1 protein-coding gene is annotated in these 22,301 nt (G+C 41.7%); it reads left to right on the top strand.

Annotated features, from left to right (window positions below):
- The first annotated feature begins 62 nt into the window (after window positions 1-62).
- Entirely contained in the window at window positions 63-22,277 is a 22,215-nt protein-coding gene (locus tag D1818_RS23565; RefSeq protein ID WP_118462489.1) for a gliding motility-associated C-terminal domain-containing protein, read from the top strand.
- Window positions 22,278-22,301 lie beyond the last annotated feature (24 nt).

Consider the following 22,301-nt stretch of genomic DNA (forward strand, 5'->3'; position numbering starts at 1 on the left):
TCAATAAAATCTCATTACTGTTATAAACTATTAATTCAAACAAACTCAATAAAATTGCAAGTATGCAAAAGATTTACAAGCAAGTATCATTTTTTTTTCAAAAATTAGTCAATGGAACTACAGACAAAAATTCTTACTATAAGTTAAATAACATTTTGGTAATTGTTGGTTGCGTTTTCTTAATGAATCCATTGCTTCTAAAAGCTCAAGATAGAGTTGAAGTGTATAACGGTCCAAATTATCATAATGGTTCGGTTGATACATTTACTAATAACTATTATGTAGTAGAACAAAATAATGATTTTGGCAAAATAATAAGTAGAAAGAGTTCTTTTTCAAGATCTCCTTTGGATCCTCCTGTTCTTGATCTAGATAATTTGGTCGTAGGTACCGATTTTGAGTTTAATCAGGTTCCTGATCCAGGTTTTGGATATACAGTAGGGAGAGGAGTTAGTCTTACCTCGGATAATGGTTTTGTGTCTGGAGGAACTTTTACTGTTACTGGCAATGTAGATGCTAATGAACAAATTTTTCTTTTCGCAGATGGGGGAGGAATTAATTTTTTCACCTTAGGAGGTACAAATTCTGCTACATATAGTTTTAATGGAGGTGCAATAGTTATTCAATTATCGCAAGTCGGAACTAATTTTACGATTTCAGAAACTTCTAATAATCCAATACCAAATGATGTTTTCGAAGATTTTATTTTGGGAATCTTCTATAGAAATTTTCAAGATCCTTATTCAGTTGGCTCTAGGTTTATAGATTTCACTGTTAATGATACTACTGGTGGGTCATCAATGTCGCAAACTAGGATTAATATAGTTCGATTCCCAACACAGACATATGCTGCAGACGATTCTAATTCAATTTCAGCTGATTCGACTATTGATATTACGGGTAATTTATTAGGTAATGATACACCACCGTCTGGTACTCCTGCTCTAACGGTTACAGAAGTTGATGTGTTTCCTGCTGCAGTAGGAACAACTTACCAAACTCTTTATGGAGAAATCACAATCAATTCGAATGGTTCATATACGTACACGGTTGATAATAACGATGAAGCCGTGCTAGGGTTAATTAACGGGACTTCATTAGATGACATCATATCATATACGGTAGAAGATGATGATGGAATGTTCGATTATGGAATACTCACTATTACTATTAACGGAGTTGATGACCCTCCGTTAGCTATTGATGATGTTAACAGTGTAACCGTTAATATTAACAATACAGCAACTGGAAACGTAATTGATGGTGATGGTGCTGGAGTAGGTCAAGATTTATTAGATCGACCTTTGTCTAGGTTAATTTGGGAGAATGAATTTATGAACGGTCAAGCCGTAGATGGTTTGTCAAGAACGGTAGATGGCATAATGTTAAGTTTTACAGAACTGGACCCAGATGGCATAGGAGATGCAAATAACTTAATTTCATTGAATACTGGTACAAATGGAGGACATACTGGATATTTGTTATTTAGTATAGATCCGCCATCTCAACCCGTTGCTGATACCGAGATCATTATTGGCTTTTCGGAACAAGTCTTTAATCTTGGTTTTTTAGTAACAGATATTGATTATTCACAAGGAAGCTTTTGGCAAGATCAAATGACAATTCAGGGTAGTTTGTCAGGTTCCCCTGTTTCTTATCAGTTTACTAGAACAGGGGGTATAGTGGAAACAGGTAGTGATACATTTTATGGTGTAGGAAATGCTGTGCCATCAGATGCCACAGGTAATATTAATGTAGCGTTTGATGGACCGATTGATCAATTAGTGTTGTCATACAATTACGGTCCGGATGCAACTGCAGCCGATCCAAGTGCACAAATAGCAGGTGTTTCGGACATTTTTTGGCAAGGAGATAATGGGGTAACGGTGATAACTATAAATGGTATTCCTGTTGTTGGTGCAACCACAGTAGCAACTACCTATGGTTTTATTACTGTTAATCCAGATGGTACATATACCTATACAGTAGATACCACAAACCCCGCCGTGGCTAATTTATTGGTAGGCCAAACTCTTACAGACACGATTCCTTATGAATTACGAGATGCACTTCTTAGTATTGATGATGCTAATCTTATAATAACGATTAATGGGTCTGCTGTAGATACTGATATGGATGGAGAACCGGATTGGACTGATTTAGATGATGATAATGACGGTATACTAGATGAAAATGAATGTTATGTAAGTACTGTACTTATAGGAAGTCCAGATGGAGTAGAAGACGGTAGTTTTGGAGTAGGGTATTGGGACACTGAATATTATAGTGGGCATTTTGCAATTACAGGTTCTACATTTGGAAATAGTAACCAAAACAGCACATTAAATGGTTCACCAGGTACTCCCACTTTTGTTGGGGAGGCTTATGTAGGTGGTAATTCTCTAAATTTTACGGAGTCAGGATCTTATGCAGAAACTTCATCAGGTGTTTTTGATACAAATACGAGTACAGGTTTAGTACCTCCTAGTTATGTAGGTACAAATATTGATGATGTAGGTTTTCAACCTTATTATCAAACAATATTTAAACGTGAAGCTGATATAGATGGGGTATTAACTTTTGGTAGTACTGGATTTAGTGTTGATGATGTATTTGAACTTTTTATTAATGGAACAAGACAAGTTTTTGCTGCTTTTTGTTGTGGAGCTACGAGTACCCCAAATGATTCGTTTAGTTTTCCAGTCACATCAGGGGATCAATTAGAAATCAGATATACCAATTTGGGTTTTGTTGGTAGTTTTCAGTTTAATTTGTTACTAACTCCATCCTGTAATATTGATATAGATGGAGATGGAGATCCTAATGGACAGGACTTGGATAGTGATAATGATGGTTGTGATGACGTGGTAGAATCCGGTGGTACGGATACAACTCCTGTAGATGGAGTATTAGACGGTACCGGTTTTGATGGAAATGGATTGGTAACCGGTGGTACTGGAGGTTATGATGGAATTACAGGAAATGAATATGTAGCTACGCAATTAACAGTGGGTACTCCACCTGCAAACGAAACCGTAAATGCAGGAGAGACTGCTACTTTTAGTGTTGTTGCTACCGCTCAATCAACTACTACATTCTCTAGTGGCACTCCAAATTATACAGTACCTCCCGCTACGGATGTATCAGGAGCTATTGTGTACCAATGGCAAAGAAACGGAGTAAATATTAATGGAACTACGGATGGTGGTGTATATAGTGGATTCAATGGAGCTACCCTAACAATCACAAATCCAACAACAGCTCTAGATGGGAATACGTATAACGTGATCGTTACACATCCTGCTAATGTATGTATTAATGAACAAAATAATGCTTCTTTAACGGTAAATCCGACCAGTGATTTGAGTTTGGTTAAGGGAGTTGATAATAGCACTCCAAATGTAGGAGAGGATGTTGTTTTCACCTTGACAGTTACTAATGACGGTCCTAATGATTTACCATTAGGTGCTACCGTAATAGATCAGTTACCAAGTGGGTATACTTATGTATCTGACAATGGATCCGGTGCGTATGTAAGTGGTACAGGCGTTTGGACCTTACCAGCGATTGCTAATGGATCAAGTGTTAGTTTAGAGATTACTGCCACAGTAAATGCGAGTGGTGATTATGGTAATACGGCTCAGGTTGCTACGAGTCCCAATAATGATCCAGACAGTACGCCTGGGAATGATATAGAATCAGAAGATGATCAGAACACGAATACGCCTACGGTAGGTCAGACCAGTGATTTGAGTTTGGTTAAGGGAGTTGATAATAGCACTCCAAATGTAGGAGAGGATGTTGTTTTCACCTTGACAGTTACTAATGACGGTCCTAATGATTTACCATTAGGGGCTACCGTAATAGATCAGTTACCGAGTGGATATACCTATGTATCTGACAATGGTTCCGGTGCGTATGTAAGTGGTACAGGCGTTTGGACCTTACCAGCGATTGCTAATGGATCAAGTGTTAGTTTAGAGATTACCGCTACGGTGAATGCGAGTGGTGATTATGGTAATACGGCTCAGGTTGCTACGAGTCCCAATAATGATCCAGACAGTACGCCTGGGAATGATATAGAATCAGAAGATGATCAGAACACGAATACGCCTACGGTAGGTCAGACCAGTGATTTGAGTTTGGTTAAGGGAGTTGATAATAGCACTCCAAATGTAGGAGAGGATGTTGTTTTCACCTTGACAGTTACTAATGACGGTCCTAATGATTTACCATTAGGTGCTACCGTAATAGATCAGTTACCAAGTGGATATACCTATGTATCTGACAATGGATCCGGTGCGTATGTAAGTGGTACAGGCGTTTGGACCTTACCAGCGATTGCTAATGGATCAAGTGTTAGTTTAGAGATTACCGCTACGGTGAATGCGAGTGGTGATTATGGTAATACGGCTCAGGTTGCTACGAGTCCCAATAATGATCCAGACAGTACGCCTGGGAATGATATAGAATCAGAAGATGATCAGAACACGAATACGCCTACGGTAGGTCAGACCAGTGATTTGAGTTTGGTTAAGGGAGTTGATAATAGCACTCCAAATGTAGGAGAGGATGTTGTTTTCACCTTGACAGTTACTAATGACGGTCCTAATGATTTACCATTAGGTGCTACCGTAATAGATCAGTTACCAAGTGGATATACCTATGTATCTGACAATGGATCCGGTGCGTATGTAAGTGGTACAGGCGTTTGGACCTTACCAGCGATTGCTAATGGATCAAGTGTTAGTTTAGAGATTACCGCTACGGTGAATGCGAGTGGTGATTATGGTAATACGGCTCAGGTTGCTACGAGTCCCAATAATGATCCAGACAGTACGCCTGGGAATGATATAGAATCAGAAGATGATCAGAACACGAATACGCCTACGGTAGGTCAGACCAGTGATTTGAGTTTGGTTAAGGGAGTTGATAATAGCACTCCAAATGTAGGAGAGGATGTTGTTTTCACCTTGACAGTTACTAATGACGGTCCTAATGATTTACCATTAGGTGCTACCGTAATAGATCAGTTACCAAGTGGATATACCTATGTATCTGACAATGGATCCGGTGCGTATGTAAGTGGTACAGGCGTTTGGACCTTACCAGCGATTGCTAATGGATCAAGTGTTAGTTTAGAGATTACCGCTACGGTGAATGCGAGTGGTGATTATGGTAATACGGCTCAGGTTGCTACGAGTCCCAATAATGATCCAGACAGTACGCCTGGGAATGATATAGAATCAGAAGATGATCAGAACACGAATACGCCTACGGTAGGTCAGACCAGTGATTTGAGTTTGGTTAAGGGAGTTGATAATAGCACTCCAAATGTAGGAGAGAATGTTGTTTTCACCTTGACAGTTACTAATGACGGTCCTAATGATTTACCATTAGGGGCTACCGTAATAGATCAGTTACCGAGTGGATATACCTATGTATCTGACAATGGTTCCGGTGCGTATGTAAGTGGTACAGGCGTTTGGACCTTACCAGCGATTGCTAATGGATCAAGTGTTAGTTTAGAGATTACCGCTACGGTAAATGCGAGTGGTGATTATGGTAATACGGCTCAGGTTGCTACGAGTCCCAATAATGATCCAGACAGTACGCCTGGGAATGATATAGAATCAGAAGATGATCAGAACACGAATACGCCTACGGTAGGTCAGACCAGTGATTTGAGTTTGGTTAAGGGAGTTGATAATAGCACTCCAAATGTAGGAGAGAATGTTGTTTTCACCTTGACAGTTACTAATGACGGTCCTAATGATTTACCATTAGGTGCTACCGTAATAGATCAGTTACCGAGTGGATACACCTATGGATCTGACAATGGATCCGGTGCGTATGTAAGTGGTACAGGCGTTTGGACCTTACCAGCGATTGCTAATGGATCAAGTGTTAGTTTAGAGATTACCGCTACGGTGAATGCGAGTGGTGATTATGGTAATACGGCTCAGGTTGCTACGAGTCCCAATAATGATCCAGACAGTACGCCTGGGAATGATATAGAATCAGAAGATGATCAGAACACGAATACGCCTACGGTAGGTCAGACCAGTGATTTGAGTTTGGTTAAGGGAGTTGATAATAGCACTCCAAATGTAGGAGAGGATGTTGTTTTCACCTTGACAGTTACTAATGACGGTCCTAATGATTTACCATTAGGTGCTACCGTAATAGATCAGTTACCAAGTGGATATACCTATGTATCTGACAATGGATCCGGTGCGTATGTAAGTGGTACAGGCGTTTGGACCTTACCAGCGATTGCTAATGGATCAAGTGTTAGTTTAGAGATTACCGCTACGGTGAATGCGAGTGGTGATTATGGTAATACGGCTCAGGTTGCTACGAGTCCCAATAATGATCCAGACAGTACGCCTGGGAATGATATAGAATCAGAAGATGATCAGAACACGAATACGCCTACGGTAGGTCAGACCAGTGATTTGAGTTTGGTTAAGGGAGTTGATAATAGCACTCCAAATGTAGGAGAGAATGTTGTTTTCACCTTGACAGTTACTAATGACGGTCCTAATGATTTACCATTAGGGGCTACCGTAATAGATCAGTTACCGAGTGGATATACCTATGTATCTGACAATGGTTCCGGTGCGTATGTAAGTGGTACAGGCGTTTGGACCTTACCAGCGATTGCTAATGGATCAAGTGTTAGTTTAGAGATTACCGCTACGGTAAATGCGAGTGGTGATTATGGTAATACGGCTCAGGTTGCTACGAGTCCCAATAATGATCCAGACAGTACGCCTGGGAATGATATAGAATCAGAAGATGATCAGAACACGAATACGCCTACGGTAGGTCAGACCAGTGATTTGAGTTTGGTTAAGGGAGTTGATAATAGCACTCCAAATGTAGGAGAGAATGTTGTTTTCACCTTGACAGTTACTAATGACGGTCCTAATGATTTACCATTAGGGGCTACCGTAATAGATCAGTTACCGAGTGGATATACCTATGTATCTGACAATGGTTCCGGTGCGTATGTAAGTGGTACAGGCGTTTGGACCTTACCAGCGATTGCTAATGGATCAAGTGTTAGTTTAGAGATTACCGCTACGGTAAATGCGAGTGGTGATTATGGTAATACGGCTCAGGTTGCTACGAGTCCCAATAATGATCCAGACAGTACGCCTGGGAATGATATAGAATCAGAAGATGATCAGAACACGAATACGCCTACGGTAGGTCAGACCAGTGATTTGAGTTTGGTTAAGGGAGTTGATAATAGCACTCCAAATGTAGGAGAGAATGTTGTTTTCACCTTGACAGTTACTAATGACGGTCCTAATGATTTACCATTAGGGGCTACTGTAATAGATCAGTTACCGAGTGGATATACCTATGTATCTGACAATGGATCCGGTGCGTATGTAAGTGGTACAGGCGTTTGGACCTTACCAGCGATTGCTAATGGATCAAGTGTTAGTTTAGAGATTACCGCTACGGTGAATGCGAGTGGTGATTATGGTAATACGGCTCAGGTTGCTACGAGTCCCAATAATGATCCAGACAGTACGCCTGGGAATGATATAGAATCAGAAGATGATCAGAACACGAATACGCCTACGGTAGGTCAGACCAGTGATTTGAGTTTGGTTAAGGGAGTTGATAATAGCACTCCAAATGTAGGAGAGGATGTTGTTTTCACCTTGACAGTTACTAATGACGGTCCTAATGATTTACCATTAGGTGCTACCGTAATAGATCAGTTACCAAGTGGATATACCTATGTATCTGACAATGGATCCGGTGCGTATGTAAGTGGTACAGGCGTTTGGACCTTACCAGCGATTGCTAATGGATCAAGTGTTAGTTTAGAGATTACCGCTACGGTGAATGCGAGTGGTGATTATGGTAATACGGCTCAGGTTGCTACGAGTCCCAATAATGATCCAGACAGTACGCCTGGGAATGATATAGAATCAGAAGATGATCAGAACACGAATACGCCTACGGTAGGTCAGACCAGTGATTTGAGTTTGGTTAAGGGAGTTGATAATAGCACTCCAAATGTAGGAGAGGATGTTGTTTTCACCTTGACAGTTACTAATGACGGTCCTAATGATTTACCATTAGGGGCTACCGTAATAGATCAGTTACCGAGTGGATATACCTATGTATCTGACAATGGTTCCGGTGCGTATGTAAGTGGTACAGGCGTTTGGACCTTACCAGCGATTGCTAATGGATCAAGTGTTAGTTTAGAGATTACCGCTACGGTGAATGCGAGTGGTGATTATGGTAATACGGCTCAGGTTGCTACGAGTCCCAATAATGATCCAGACAGTACGCCTGGGAATGATATAGAATCAGAAGATGATCAGAACACGAATACGCCTACGGTAGGTCAGACCAGTGATTTGAGTTTGGTTAAGGGAGTTGATAATAGCACTCCAAATGTAGGAGAGGATGTTGTTTTCACCTTGACAGTTACTAATGACGGTCCTAATGATTTACCATTAGGTGCTACCGTAATAGATCAGTTACCAAGTGGATATACCTATGTATCTGACAATGGATCCGGTGCGTATGTAAGTGGTACAGGCGTTTGGACCTTACCAGCGATTGCTAATGGATCAAGTGTTAGTTTAGAGATTACCGCTACGGTGAATGCGAGTGGTGATTATGGTAATACGGCTCAGGTTGCTACGAGTCCCAATAATGATCCAGACAGTACGCCTGGGAATGATATAGAATCAGAAGATGATCAGAACACGAATACGCCTACGGTAGGTCAGACCAGTGATTTGAGTTTGGTTAAGGGAGTTGATAATAGCACTCCAAATGTAGGAGAGAATGTTGTTTTCACCTTGACAGTTACTAATGACGGTCCTAATGATTTACCATTAGGGGCTACCGTAATAGATCAGTTACCGAGTGGATATACCTATGTATCTGACAATGGTTCCGGTGCGTATGTAAGTGGTACAGGCGTTTGGACCTTACCAGCGATTGCTAATGGATCAAGTGTTAGTTTAGAGATTACCGCTACGGTAAATGCGAGTGGTGATTATGGTAATACGGCTCAGGTTGCTACGAGTCCCAATAATGATCCAGACAGTACGCCTGGGAATGATATAGAATCAGAAGATGATCAGAACACGAATACGCCTACGGTAGGTCAGACCAGTGATTTGAGTTTGGTTAAGGGAGTTGATAATAGCACTCCAAATGTAGGAGAGAATGTTGTTTTCACCTTGACAGTTACTAATGACGGTCCTAATGATTTACCATTAGGGGCTACCGTAATAGATCAGTTACCAAGTGGATATACCTATGTATCTGACAATGGATCCGGTGCGTATGTAAGTGGTACAGGCGTTTGGACCTTACCAGCGATTGCTAATGGATCAAGTGTTAGTTTAGAGATTACCGCTACGGTGAATGCGAGTGGTGATTATGGTAATACGGCTCAGGTTGCTACGAGTCCCAATAATGATCCAGACAGTACGCCTGGGAATGATATAGAATCAGAAGATGATCAGAACACGAATACGCCTACGGTAGGTCAGACCAGTGATTTGAGTTTGGTTAAGGGAGTTGATAATAGCACTCCAAATGTAGGAGAGGATGTTGTTTTCACCTTGACAGTTACTAATGACGGTCCTAATGATTTACCATTAGGGGCTACCGTAATAGATCAGTTACCGAGTGGATATACCTATGTATCTGACAATGGTTCCGGTGCGTATGTAAGTGGTACAGGCGTTTGGACCTTACCAGCGATTGCTAATGGATCAAGTGTTAGTTTAGAGATTACCGCTACGGTGAATGCGAGTGGTGATTATGGTAATACGGCTCAGGTTGCTACGAGTCCCAATAATGATCCAGACAGTACGCCTGGGAATGATATAGAATCAGAAGATGATCAGAACACGAATACGCCTACGGTAGGTCAGACCAGTGATTTGAGTTTGGTTAAGGGAGTTGATAATAGCACTCCAAATGTAGGAGAGAATGTTGTTTTCACCTTGACAGTTACTAATGACGGTCCTAATGATTTACCATTAGGGGCTACCGTAATAGATCAGTTACCGAGTGGATATACCTATGTATCTGACAATGGTTCCGGTGCGTATGTAAGTGGTACAGGCGTTTGGACCTTACCAGCGATTGCTAATGGATCAAGTGTTAGTTTAGAGATTACCGCTACGGTAAATGCGAGTGGTGATTATGGTAATACGGCTCAGGTTGCTACGAGTCCCAATAATGATCCAGACAGTACGCCTGGGAATGATATAGAATCAGAAGATGATCAGAACACGAATACGCCTACGGTAGGTCAGACCAGTGATTTGAGTTTGGTTAAGGGAGTTGATAATAGCACTCCAAATGTAGGAGAGAATGTTGTTTTCACCTTGACAGTTACTAATGACGGTCCTAATGATTTACCATTAGGGGCTACCGTAATAGATCAGTTACCGAGTGGATATACCTATGTATCTGACAATGGTTCCGGTGCGTATGTAAGTGGTACAGGCGTTTGGACCTTACCAGCGATTGCTAATGGATCAAGTGTTAGTTTAGAGATTACCGCTACGGTAAATGCGAGTGGTGATTATGGTAATACGGCTCAGGTTGCTACGAGTCCCAATAATGATCCAGACAGTACGCCTGGGAATGATATAGAATCAGAAGATGATCAGAACACGAATACGCCTACGGTAGGTCAGACCAGTGATTTGAGTTTGGTTAAGGGAGTTGATAATAGCACTCCAAATGTAGGAGAGAATGTTGTTTTCACCTTGACAGTTACTAATGACGGTCCTAATGATTTACCATTAGGGGCTACTGTAATAGATCAGTTACCGAGTGGATATACCTATGTATCTGACAATGGATCCGGTGCGTATGTAAGTGGTACAGGCGTTTGGACCTTACCAGCGATTGCTAATGGATCAAGTGTTAGTTTAGAGATTACCGCTACGGTGAATGCGAGTGGTGATTATGGTAATACGGCTCAGGTTGCTACGAGTCCCAATAATGATCCAGACAGTACGCCTGGGAATGATATAGAATCAGAAGATGATCAGAACACGAATACGCCTACGGTAGGTCAGACCAGTGATTTGAGTTTGGTTAAGGGAGTTGATAATAGCACTCCAAATGTAGGAGAGGATGTTGTTTTCACCTTGACAGTTACTAATGACGGTCCTAATGATTTACCATTAGGTGCTACCGTAATAGATCAGTTACCAAGTGGATATACCTATGTATCTGACAATGGATCCGGTGCGTATGTAAGTGGTACAGGCGTTTGGACCTTACCAGCGATTGCTAATGGATCAAGTGTTAGTTTAGAGATTACCGCTACGGTGAATGCGAGTGGTGATTATGGTAATACGGCTCAGGTTGCTACGAGTCCCAATAATGATCCAGACAGTACGCCTGGGAATGATATAGAATCAGAAGATGATCAGAACACGAATACGCCTACGGTAGGTCAGACCAGTGATTTGAGTTTGGTTAAGGGAGTTGATAATAGCACTCCAAATGTAGGAGAGGATGTTGTTTTCACCTTGACAGTTACTAATGACGGTCCTAATGATTTACCATTAGGGGCTACCGTAATAGATCAGTTACCGAGTGGATATACCTATGTATCTGACAATGGTTCCGGTGCGTATGTAAGTGGTACAGGCGTTTGGACCTTACCAGCGATTGCTAATGGATCAAGTGTTAGTTTAGAGATTACCGCTACGGTGAATGCGAGTGGTGATTATGGTAATACGGCTCAGGTTGCTACGAGTCCCAATAATGATCCAGACAGTACGCCTGGGAATGATATAGAATCAGAAGATGATCAGAACACGAATACGCCTACGGTAGGTCAGACCAGTGATTTGAGTTTGGTTAAGGGAGTTGATAATAGCACTCCAAATGTAGGAGAGGATGTTGTTTTCACCTTGACAGTTACTAATGACGGTCCTAATGATTTACCATTAGGTGCTACCGTAATAGATCAGTTACCAAGTGGATATACCTATGTATCTGACAATGGATCCGGTGCGTATGTAAGTGGTACAGGCGTTTGGACCTTACCAGCGATTGCTAATGGATCAAGTGTTAGTTTAGAGATTACCGCTACGGTGAATGCGAGTGGTGATTATGGTAATACGGCTCAGGTTGCTACGAGTCCCAATAATGATCCAGACAGTACGCCTGGGAATGATATAGAATCAGAAGATGATCAGAACACGAATACGCCTACGGTAGGTCAGACCAGTGATTTGAGTTTGGTTAAGGGAGTTGATAATAGCACTCCAAATGTAGGAGAGAATGTTGTTTTCACCTTGACAGTTACTAATGACGGTCCTAATGATTTACCATTAGGGGCTACCGTAATAGATCAGTTACCGAGTGGATATACCTATGTATCTGACAATGGTTCCGGTGCGTATGTAAGTGGTACAGGCGTTTGGACCTTACCAGCGATTGCTAATGGATCAAGTGTTAGTTTAGAGATTACCGCTACGGTAAATGCGAGTGGTGATTATGGTAATACGGCTCAGGTTGCTACGAGTCCCAATAATGATCCAGACAGTACGCCTGGGAATGATATAGAATCAGAAGATGATCAGAACACGAATACGCCTACGGTAGGTCAGACCAGTGATTTGAGTTTGGTTAAGGGAGTTGATAATAGCACTCCAAATGTAGGAGAGAATGTTGTTTTCACCTTGACAGTTACTAATGACGGTCCTAATGATTTACCATTAGGGGCTACCGTAATAGATCAGTTACCAAGTGGATATACCTATGTATCTGACAATGGATCCGGTGCGTATGTAAGTGGTACAGGCGTTTGGACCTTACCAGCGATTGCTAATGGATCAAGTGTTAGTTTAGAGATTACCGCTACGGTGAATGCGAGTGGTGATTATGGTAATACGGCTCAGGTTGCTACGAGTCCCAATAATGATCCAGACAGTACGCCTGGGAATGATATAGAATCAGAAGATGATCAGAACACGAATACGCCTACGGTAGGTCAGACCAGTGATTTGAGTTTGGTTAAGGGAGTTGATAATAGCACTCCAAATGTAGGAGAGGATGTTGTTTTCACCTTGACAGTTACTAATGACGGTCCTAATGATTTACCATTAGGGGCTACCGTAATAGATCAGTTACCGAGTGGATATACCTATGTATCTGACAATGGTTCCGGTGCGTATGTAAGTGGTACAGGCGTTTGGACCTTACCAGCGATTGCTAATGGATCAAGTGTTAGTTTAGAGATTACCGCTACGGTGAATGCGAGTGGTGATTATGGTAATACGGCTCAGGTTGCTACGAGTCCCAATAATGATCCAGACAGTACGCCTGGGAATGATATAGAATCAGAAGATGATCAGAACACGAATACGCCTACGGTAGGTCAGACCAGTGATTTGAGTTTGGTTAAGGGAGTTGATAATAGCACTCCAAATGTAGGAGAGGATGTTGTTTTCACCTTGACAGTTACTAATGACGGTCCTAATGATTTACCATTAGGTGCTACCGTAATAGATCAGTTACCAAGTGGATATACCTATGTATCTGACAATGGATCCGGTGCGTATGTAAGTGGTACAGGCGTTTGGACCTTACCAGCGATTGCTAATGGATCAAGTGTTAGTTTAGAGATTACCGCTACGGTGAATGCGAGTGGTGATTATGGTAATACGGCTCAGGTTGCTACGAGTCCCAATAATGATCCAGACAGTACGCCTGGGAATGATATAGAATCAGAAGATGATCAGAACACGAATACGCCTACGGTAGGTCAGACCAGTGATTTGAGTTTGGTTAAGGGAGTTGATAATAGCACTCCAAATGTAGGAGAGGATGTTGTTTTCACCTTGACAGTTACTAATGACGGTCCTAATGATTTACCATTAGGGGCTACCGTAATAGATCAGTTACCGAGTGGATATACCTATGTATCTGACAATGGATCCGGTGCGTATGTAAGTGGTACAGGCGTTTGGACCTTACCAGCGATTGCTAATGGATCAAGTGTTAGTTTAGAGATTACCGCTACGGTGAATGCGAGTGGTGATTATGGTAATACGGCTCAGGTTGCTACGAGTCCCAATAATGATCCAGACAGTACGCCTGGGAATGATATAGAATCAGAAGATGATCAGAACACGAATACGCCTACGGTAGGTCAGACCAGTGATTTGAGTTTGGTTAAGGGAGTTGATAATAGCACTCCAAATGTAGGAGAGGATGTTGTTTTCACCTTGACAGTTACTAATGACGGTCCTAATGATTTACCATTAGGTGCTACCGTAATAGATCAGTTACCAAGTGGATATACCTATGTATCTGACAATGGATCCGGTGCGTATGTAAGTGGTACAGGCGTTTGGACCTTACCAGCGATTGCTAATGGATCAAGTGTTAGTTTAGAGATTACCGCTACGGTGAATGCGAGTGGTGATTATGGTAATACGGCTCAGGTTGCTACGAGTCCCAATAATGATCCAGACAGTACGCCTGGGAATGATATAGAATCAGAAGATGATCAGAACACGAATACGCCTACGGTAGGTCAGACCAGTGATTTGAGTTTGGTTAAGGGAGTTGATAATAGCACTCCAAATGTAGGAGAGAATGTTGTTTTCACCTTGACAGTTACTAATGACGGTCCTAATGATTTACCATTAGGGGCTACCGTAATAGATCAGTTACCGAGTGGATATACCTATGTATCTGACAATGGATCCGGTGCGTATGTAAGTGGTACAGGCGTTTGGACCTTACCAGCGATTGCTAATGGATCAAGTGTTAGTTTAGAGATTACCGCTACGGTAAATGCGAGTGGTGATTATGGTAATACGGCTCAGGTTGCTACGAGTCCCAATAATGATCCAGACAGTACGCCTGGGAATGATATAGAATCAGAAGATGATCAGAACACGAATACGCCTACGGTAGGTCAGACCAGTGATTTGAGTTTGGTTAAGGGAGTTGATAATAGCACTCCAAATGTAGGAGAGGATGTTGTTTTCACCTTGACAGTTACTAATGACGGTCCTAATGATTTACCATTAGGGGCTACCGTAATAGATCAGTTACCGAGTGGATATACCTATGTATCTGACAATGGATCCGGTGCGTATGTAAGTGGTACAGGCGTTTGGACCTTACCAGCGATTGCTAATGGATCAAGTGTTAGTTTAGAGATTACCGCTACGGTGAATGCGAGTGGTGATTATGGTAATACGGCTCAGGTTGCTACGAGTCCCAATAATGATCCAGACAGTACGCCTGGGAATGATATAGAATCAGAAGATGATCAGAACACGAATACGCCTACGGTAGGTCAGACCAGTGATTTGAGTTTGGTTAAGGGAGTTGATAATAGCACTCCAAATGTAGGAGAGGATGTTGTTTTCACCTTGACAGTTACTAATGACGGTCCTAATGATTTACCATTAGGTGCTACCGTAATAGATCAGTTACCGAGTGGATATACCTATGTATTTGACAATGGATCCGGTGCGTATGTAAGTGGTACAGGCGTTTGGACCTTACCAGCGATTGCTAATGGATCAAGTGTTAGTTTAGAGATTACCGCTACGGTGAATGCGAGTGGTGATTATGGTAATACGGCTCAGGTTGCTACGAGTCCCAATAATGATCCAGACAGTACGCCTGGGAATGATATAGAATCAGAAGATGATCAGAACACGAATACGCCTACGGTAGGTCAGACCAGTGATTTGAGTTTGGTTAAGGGAGTTGATAATAGCACTCCAAATGTAGGAGAGAATGTTGTTTTCACCTTGACAGTTACTAATGACGGTCCTAATGATTTACCATTAGGTGCTACCGTAATAGATCAGTTACCGAGTGGATATACCTATGTATCTGACAATGGTTCCGGTGCGTATGTAAGTGGTACAGGCGTTTGGACCTTACCAGCGATTGCTAATGGATCAAGTGTTAGTTTAGAGATTACCGCTACGGTGAATGCGAGTGGTGATTATGGTAATACGGCTCAGGTTGCTACGAGTCCCAATAATGATCCAGACAGTACGCCTGGGAATGATATAGAATCAGAAGATGATCAGAACACGAATACGCCTACGGTAGGTCAGACCAGTGATTTGAGTTTGGTTAAGGGAGTTGATAATAGCACTCCAAATGTAGGAGAGAATGTTGTTTTCACCTTGACAGTTACTAATGACGGTCCTAATGATTTACCATTAGGTGCTACCGTAATAGATCAGTTACCAAGTGGATATACCTATGTATCTGACAATGGATCCGGTGCGTATGTAAGTGGTACAGGCGTTTGGACCTTACCAGCGATTGCTAATGGATCAAGTGTTAGTTTAGAGATTACCGCTACGGTGAATGCGAGTGGTGATTATGGTAATACGGCTCAGGTTGCTACGAGTCCCAATAATGATCCAGACAGTACGCCTGGGAATGATATAGAATCAGAAGATGATCAGAACACGAATACGCCTACGGTAGGTCAGACCAGTGATTTGAGTTTGGTTAAGGGAGTTGATAATAGCACTCCAAATGTAGGAGAGGATGTTGTTTTCACCTTGACAGTTACTAATGACGGTCCTAATGATTTACCATTAGGTGCTACCGTAATAGATCAGTTACCAAGTGGATATACCTATGTATCTGACAATGGATCCGGTGCGTATGTAAGTGGTACAGGCGTTTGGACCTTACCAGCGATTGCTAATGGATCAAGTGTTAGTTTAGAGATTACCGCTACGGTAAATGCGAGTGGTGATTATGGTAATACGGCTCAGGTTGCTACGAGTCCCAATAATGATCCAGACAGTACGCCTGGGAATGATATAGAATCAGAAGATGATCAGAACACGAATACGCCTACGGTAGGTCAGACCAGTGATTTGAGTTTGGTTAAGGGAGTTGATAATAGCACTCCAAATGTAGGAGAGGATGTTGTTTTCACCTTGACAGTTACTAATGACGGCCCTAATGATTTACCATTAGGGGCTACCGTAATAGATCAGTTACCGAGTGGATATACCTATGTATCTGACAATGGATCCGGTGCGTATGTAAGTGGTACAGGCGTTTGGACCTTACCAGCGATTGCTAATGGATCAAGTGTTAGTTTAGAGATTACCGCTACGGTAAATGCGAGTGGTGATTATGGTAATACGGCTCAGGTTGCTACGAGTCCCAATAATGATCCAGACAGTACGCCTGGGAATGATATAGAATCAGAAGATGATCAGAACACGAATACGCCTACGGTAGGTCAGACCAGTGATTTGAGTTTGGTTAAGGGAGTTGATAATAGCACTCCAAATGTAGGAGAGAATGTTGTTTTCACCTTGACAGTTACTAATGACGGTCCTAATGATTTACCATTAGGGGCTACCGTAATAGATCAGTTACCGAGTGGATATACCTATGTATCTGACAATGGATCCGGTGCGTATGTAAGTGGTACAGGCGTTTGGACCTTACCAGCGATTGCTAATGGATCAAGTGTTAGTTTAGAGATTACCGCTACGGTGAATGCGAGTGGTGATTATGGTAATACGGCTCAGGTTGCTACGAGTCCCAATAATGATCCAGACAGTACGCCTGGGAATGATATAGAATCAGAAGATGATCAGAACACGAATACGCCTACGGTAGGTCAGACCAGTGATTTGAGTTTGGTTAAGGGAGTTGATAATAGCACTCCAAATGTAGGAGAGAATGTTGTTTTCACCTTGACAGTTACTAATGACGGTCCTAATGATTTACCATTAGGTGCTACCGTAATAGATCAGTTACCAAGTGGATATACCTATGTATCTGACAATGGATCCGGTGCGTATGTAAGTGGTACAGGCGTTTGGACCTTACCAGCGATTGCTAATGGATCAAGTGTTAGTTTAGAGATTACCGCTACGGTGAATGCGAGTGGTGATTATGGTAATACGGCTCAGGTTGCTACGAGTCCCAATAATGATCCAGACAGTACGCCTGGGAATGATATAGAATCAGAAGATGATCAGAACACGAATACGCCTACGGTAGGTCAGACCAGTGATTTGAGTTTGGTTAAGGGAGTTGATAATAGCACTCCAAATGTAGGAGAGAATGTTGTTTTCACCTTGACAGTTACTAATGACGGTCCTAATGATTTACCATTAGGGGCTACCGTAATAGATCAGTTACCGAGTGGATATACCTATGTATCTGACAATGGATCCGGTGCGTATGTAAGTGGTACAGGCGTTTGGACCTTACCAGCGATTGCTAATGGATCAAGTGTTAGTTTAGAGATTACCGCTACGGTGAATGCGAGTGGTGATTATGGTAATACGGCTCAGGTTGCTACGAGTCCCAATAATGATCCAGACAGTACGCCTGGGAATGATATAGAATCAGAAGATGATCAGAACACGAATACGCCTACGGTAGGTCAGACCAGTGATTTGAGTTTGGTTAAGGGAGTTGATAATAGCACTCCAAATGTAGGAGAGGATGTTGTTTTCACCTTGACAGTTACTAATGACGGTCCTAATGATTTACCATTAGGTGCTACCGTAATAGATCAGTTACCAAGTGGATATACCTATGTATCTGACAATGGATCCGGTGCGTATGTAAGTGGTACAGGCGTTTGGACCTTACCAGCGATTGCTAATGGATCAAGTGTTAGTTTAGAGATTACCGCTACGGTGAATGCGAGTGGTGATTATGGTAATACGGCTCAGGTTGCTACGAGTCCCAATAATGATCCAGACAGTACGCCTGGGAATGATATAGAATCAGAAGATGATCAGAACACGAATACGCCTACGGTAGGTCAGACCAGTGATTTGAGTTTGGTTAAGGGAGTTGATAATAGCACTCCAAATGTAGGAGAGGATGTTGTTTTCACCTTGACAGTTACTAATGACGGTCCTAATGATTTACCATTAGGGGCTACCGTAATAGATCAGTTACCGAGTGGATATACCTATGTATCTGACAATGGATCCGGTGCGTATGTAAGTGGTACAGGCGTTTGGACCTTACCAGCGATTGCTAATGGATCAAGTGTTAGTTTAGAGATTACCGCTACGGTGAATGCGAGTGGTGATTATGGTAATACGGCTCAGGTTGCTACGAGTCCCAATAATGATCCAGACAGTACGCCTGGGAATGATATAGAATCAGAAGATGATCAGAACACGAATACGCCTACGGTAGGTCAGACCAGTGATTTGAGTTTGGTTAAGGGAGTTGATAATAGCACTCCAAATGTAGGAGAGGATGTTGTTTTCACCTTGACAGTTACTAATGACGGTCCTAATGATTTACCATTAGGTGCTACCGTAATAGATCAGTTACCAAGTGGATATACCTATGTATCTGACAATGGATCCGGTGCGTATGTAAGTGGTACAGGCGTTTGGACCTTACCAGCGATTGCTAATGGATCAAGTGTTAGTTTAGAGATTACCGCTACGGTAAATGCGAGTGGTGATTATGGTAATACGGCTCAGGTTGCTACGAGTCCCAATAATGATCCAGACAGTACGCCTGGGAATGATATAGAATCAGAAGATGATCAGAACACGAATACGCCTACGGTAGGTCAGACCAGTGATTTGAGTTTGGTTAAGGGAGTTGATAATAGCACTCCAAATGTAGGAGAGAATGTTGTTTTCACCTTGACAGTTACTAATGACGGTCCTAATGATTTACCATTAGGGGCTACCGTAATAGATCAGTTACCGAGTGGATATACCTATGTATCTGACAATGGATCCGGTGCGTATGTAAGTGGTACAGGCGTTTGGACCTTACCAGCGATTGCTAATGGATCAAGTGTTAGTTTAGAGATTACCGCTACGGTGAATGCGAGTGGTGATTATGGTAATACGGCTCAGGTTGCTACGAGTCCCAATAATGATCCAGACAGTACGCCTGGGAATGATATAGAATCAGAAGATGATCAGAACACGAATACGCCTACGGTAGGTCAGACCAGTGATTTGAGTTTGGTTAAGGGAGTTGATAATAGCACTCCAAATGTAGGAGAGAATGTTGTTTTCACCTTGACAGTTACTAATGACGGTCCTAATGATTTACCATTAGGGGCTACCGTAATAGATCAGTTACCGAGTGGATATACCTATGTATCTGACAATGGATCCGGTGCGTATGTAAGTGGTACAGGCGTTTGGACCTTACCAGCGATTGCTAATGGATCAAGTGTTAGTTTAGAGATTACCGCTACGGTAAATGCGAGTGGTGATTATGGTAATACGGCTCAGGTTGCTACGAGTCCCAATAATGATCCAGACAGTACGCCTGGGAATGATATAGAATCAGAAGATGATCAGAACACGAATACGCCTACGGTAGGTCAGACCAGTGATTTGAGTTTGGTTAAGGGAGTTGATAATAGCACTCCAAATGTAGGAGAGGATGTTGTTTTCACCTTGACAGTTACTAATGACGGTCCTAATGATTTACCATTAGGGGCTACCGTAATAGATCAGTTACCGAGTGGATATACCTATGTATCTGACAATGGATCCGGTGCGTATGTAAGTGGTACAGGCGTTTGGACCTTACCAGCGATTGCTAATGGATCAAGTGTTAGTTTAGAGATTACCGCTACGGTGAATGCGAGTGGTGATTATGGTAATACGGCTCAGGTTGCTACGAGTCCCAATAATGATCCAGACAGTACGCCTGGGAATGATATAGAATCAGAAGATGATCAGAACACGAATACGCCTACGGTAGGTCAGACCAGTGATTTGAGTTTAGCTAAAAGCGCAGTATTGACGATAGATGCAGATACCAACACGGTGATTAGTGTTGGAGATACAGTAACTTTTAGTATTACAATTAGTAATGATGGTCCAAATGATGCTACAGGTGTTGGTGTTGGAGATATTATTCCTGATGGATATACTACAATTGGTAGTATTAGTAATGGGGGAACTCTTAGTGGAGGTGTTATTAGTTGGAGTAGTTTAGATGTAATAATAACAACTCCATTAGTGTTGACCTATACGGCGGTAATAACCGATACGGGTAACTATACTAATTTTGCTGAGATTACAGCAAGTGATAATGTTGACCCAGATAGTACGCCAGATAACACTCCAGATGCTGATACACCAGTAGAGGATGATGAGACAAACTATACTATACCAGTTCCTGAATTAACATTAGTTAAAACAGGGATAACTAGCGGATCTAATGTTGGTGATATTATCACATATACGTTTACAGTAACAAATACCGGAAATGTAGTGGTAAGTAACATTGTGATAGACGATATGTTAACAGGAAGTATTAGTTTGGCTGTAACACCATCTACTTTGGCTCCAGGAGAGCAAGGTCTAGCAACAGCAGAATATGCAATATCTCAAGCGGATATTAATAACGGAGAAGTTATAAATAGTGCGACGGTAATGGGTGAAGATCCGAATGGAGATATTGTGATAGATGTATCTGATAATGGAGATGAAACTGTGGATGATAATGGAGACAATGATCCTACAAATGATGAGACAATTACAGATATAGAACAGCTACCTAATTTAGCTTTAACTAAGACAGGTATTTACGTAGATGTTAATGGAGATGACCTGCCTAATGTAGGTGATGAGATTCAATATACATTTACAGTAGAGAATACGGGGAATGTTGATATAACCAATATTGTTCTTACCGATCCATTAACAGGTATTGTTGTAACAGGCGGTCCAATAGACTTAGCAGCTGGTGAGATAGATATGACAACATTTACTGCAACGTATGTATTAACAGCAGAGGATGTTCTTTTAGGAGAGGTATTAAATCAAGCTACAGTGACTGGTCAAGATCCGAATGGAGATGATGTTATTGATCTTTCTGATGATCCTACAGACACAACAGATGTAGATCTAGATAATGATGGTGATGCAGAAGATGAAACAGTAATTGAAATCCTTTCTGATGATCCAATTACAATATATACTGGAATTACTCCTAATGGTGATGGAATTAACGATGATTTCAGGATTATAGGGCTAAGAAACTTTCCAAATAATACATTGAGAATCTATAACAGATGGGGAGTTCAGGTATTTGAAGAAGATGGTTATGAACAGCCAGGCGTAGAATTGTTTAAGGGAATAAGTAATGGAAGAGTTACAATTTCACAGAATAATAAATTACCTGTAGGGACATATTATTATGTATTGGAATATGTCACAGATACAGGACGAACAATGAATAAGGCTGGTTTTCTATATATCAATATGTAAACAATATTTATAACAGAAATTTAC

Source organism: Aquimarina sp. BL5, from assembly GCF_003443675.1.
Lineage (GTDB): Bacteria > Bacteroidota > Bacteroidia > Flavobacteriales > Flavobacteriaceae > Aquimarina.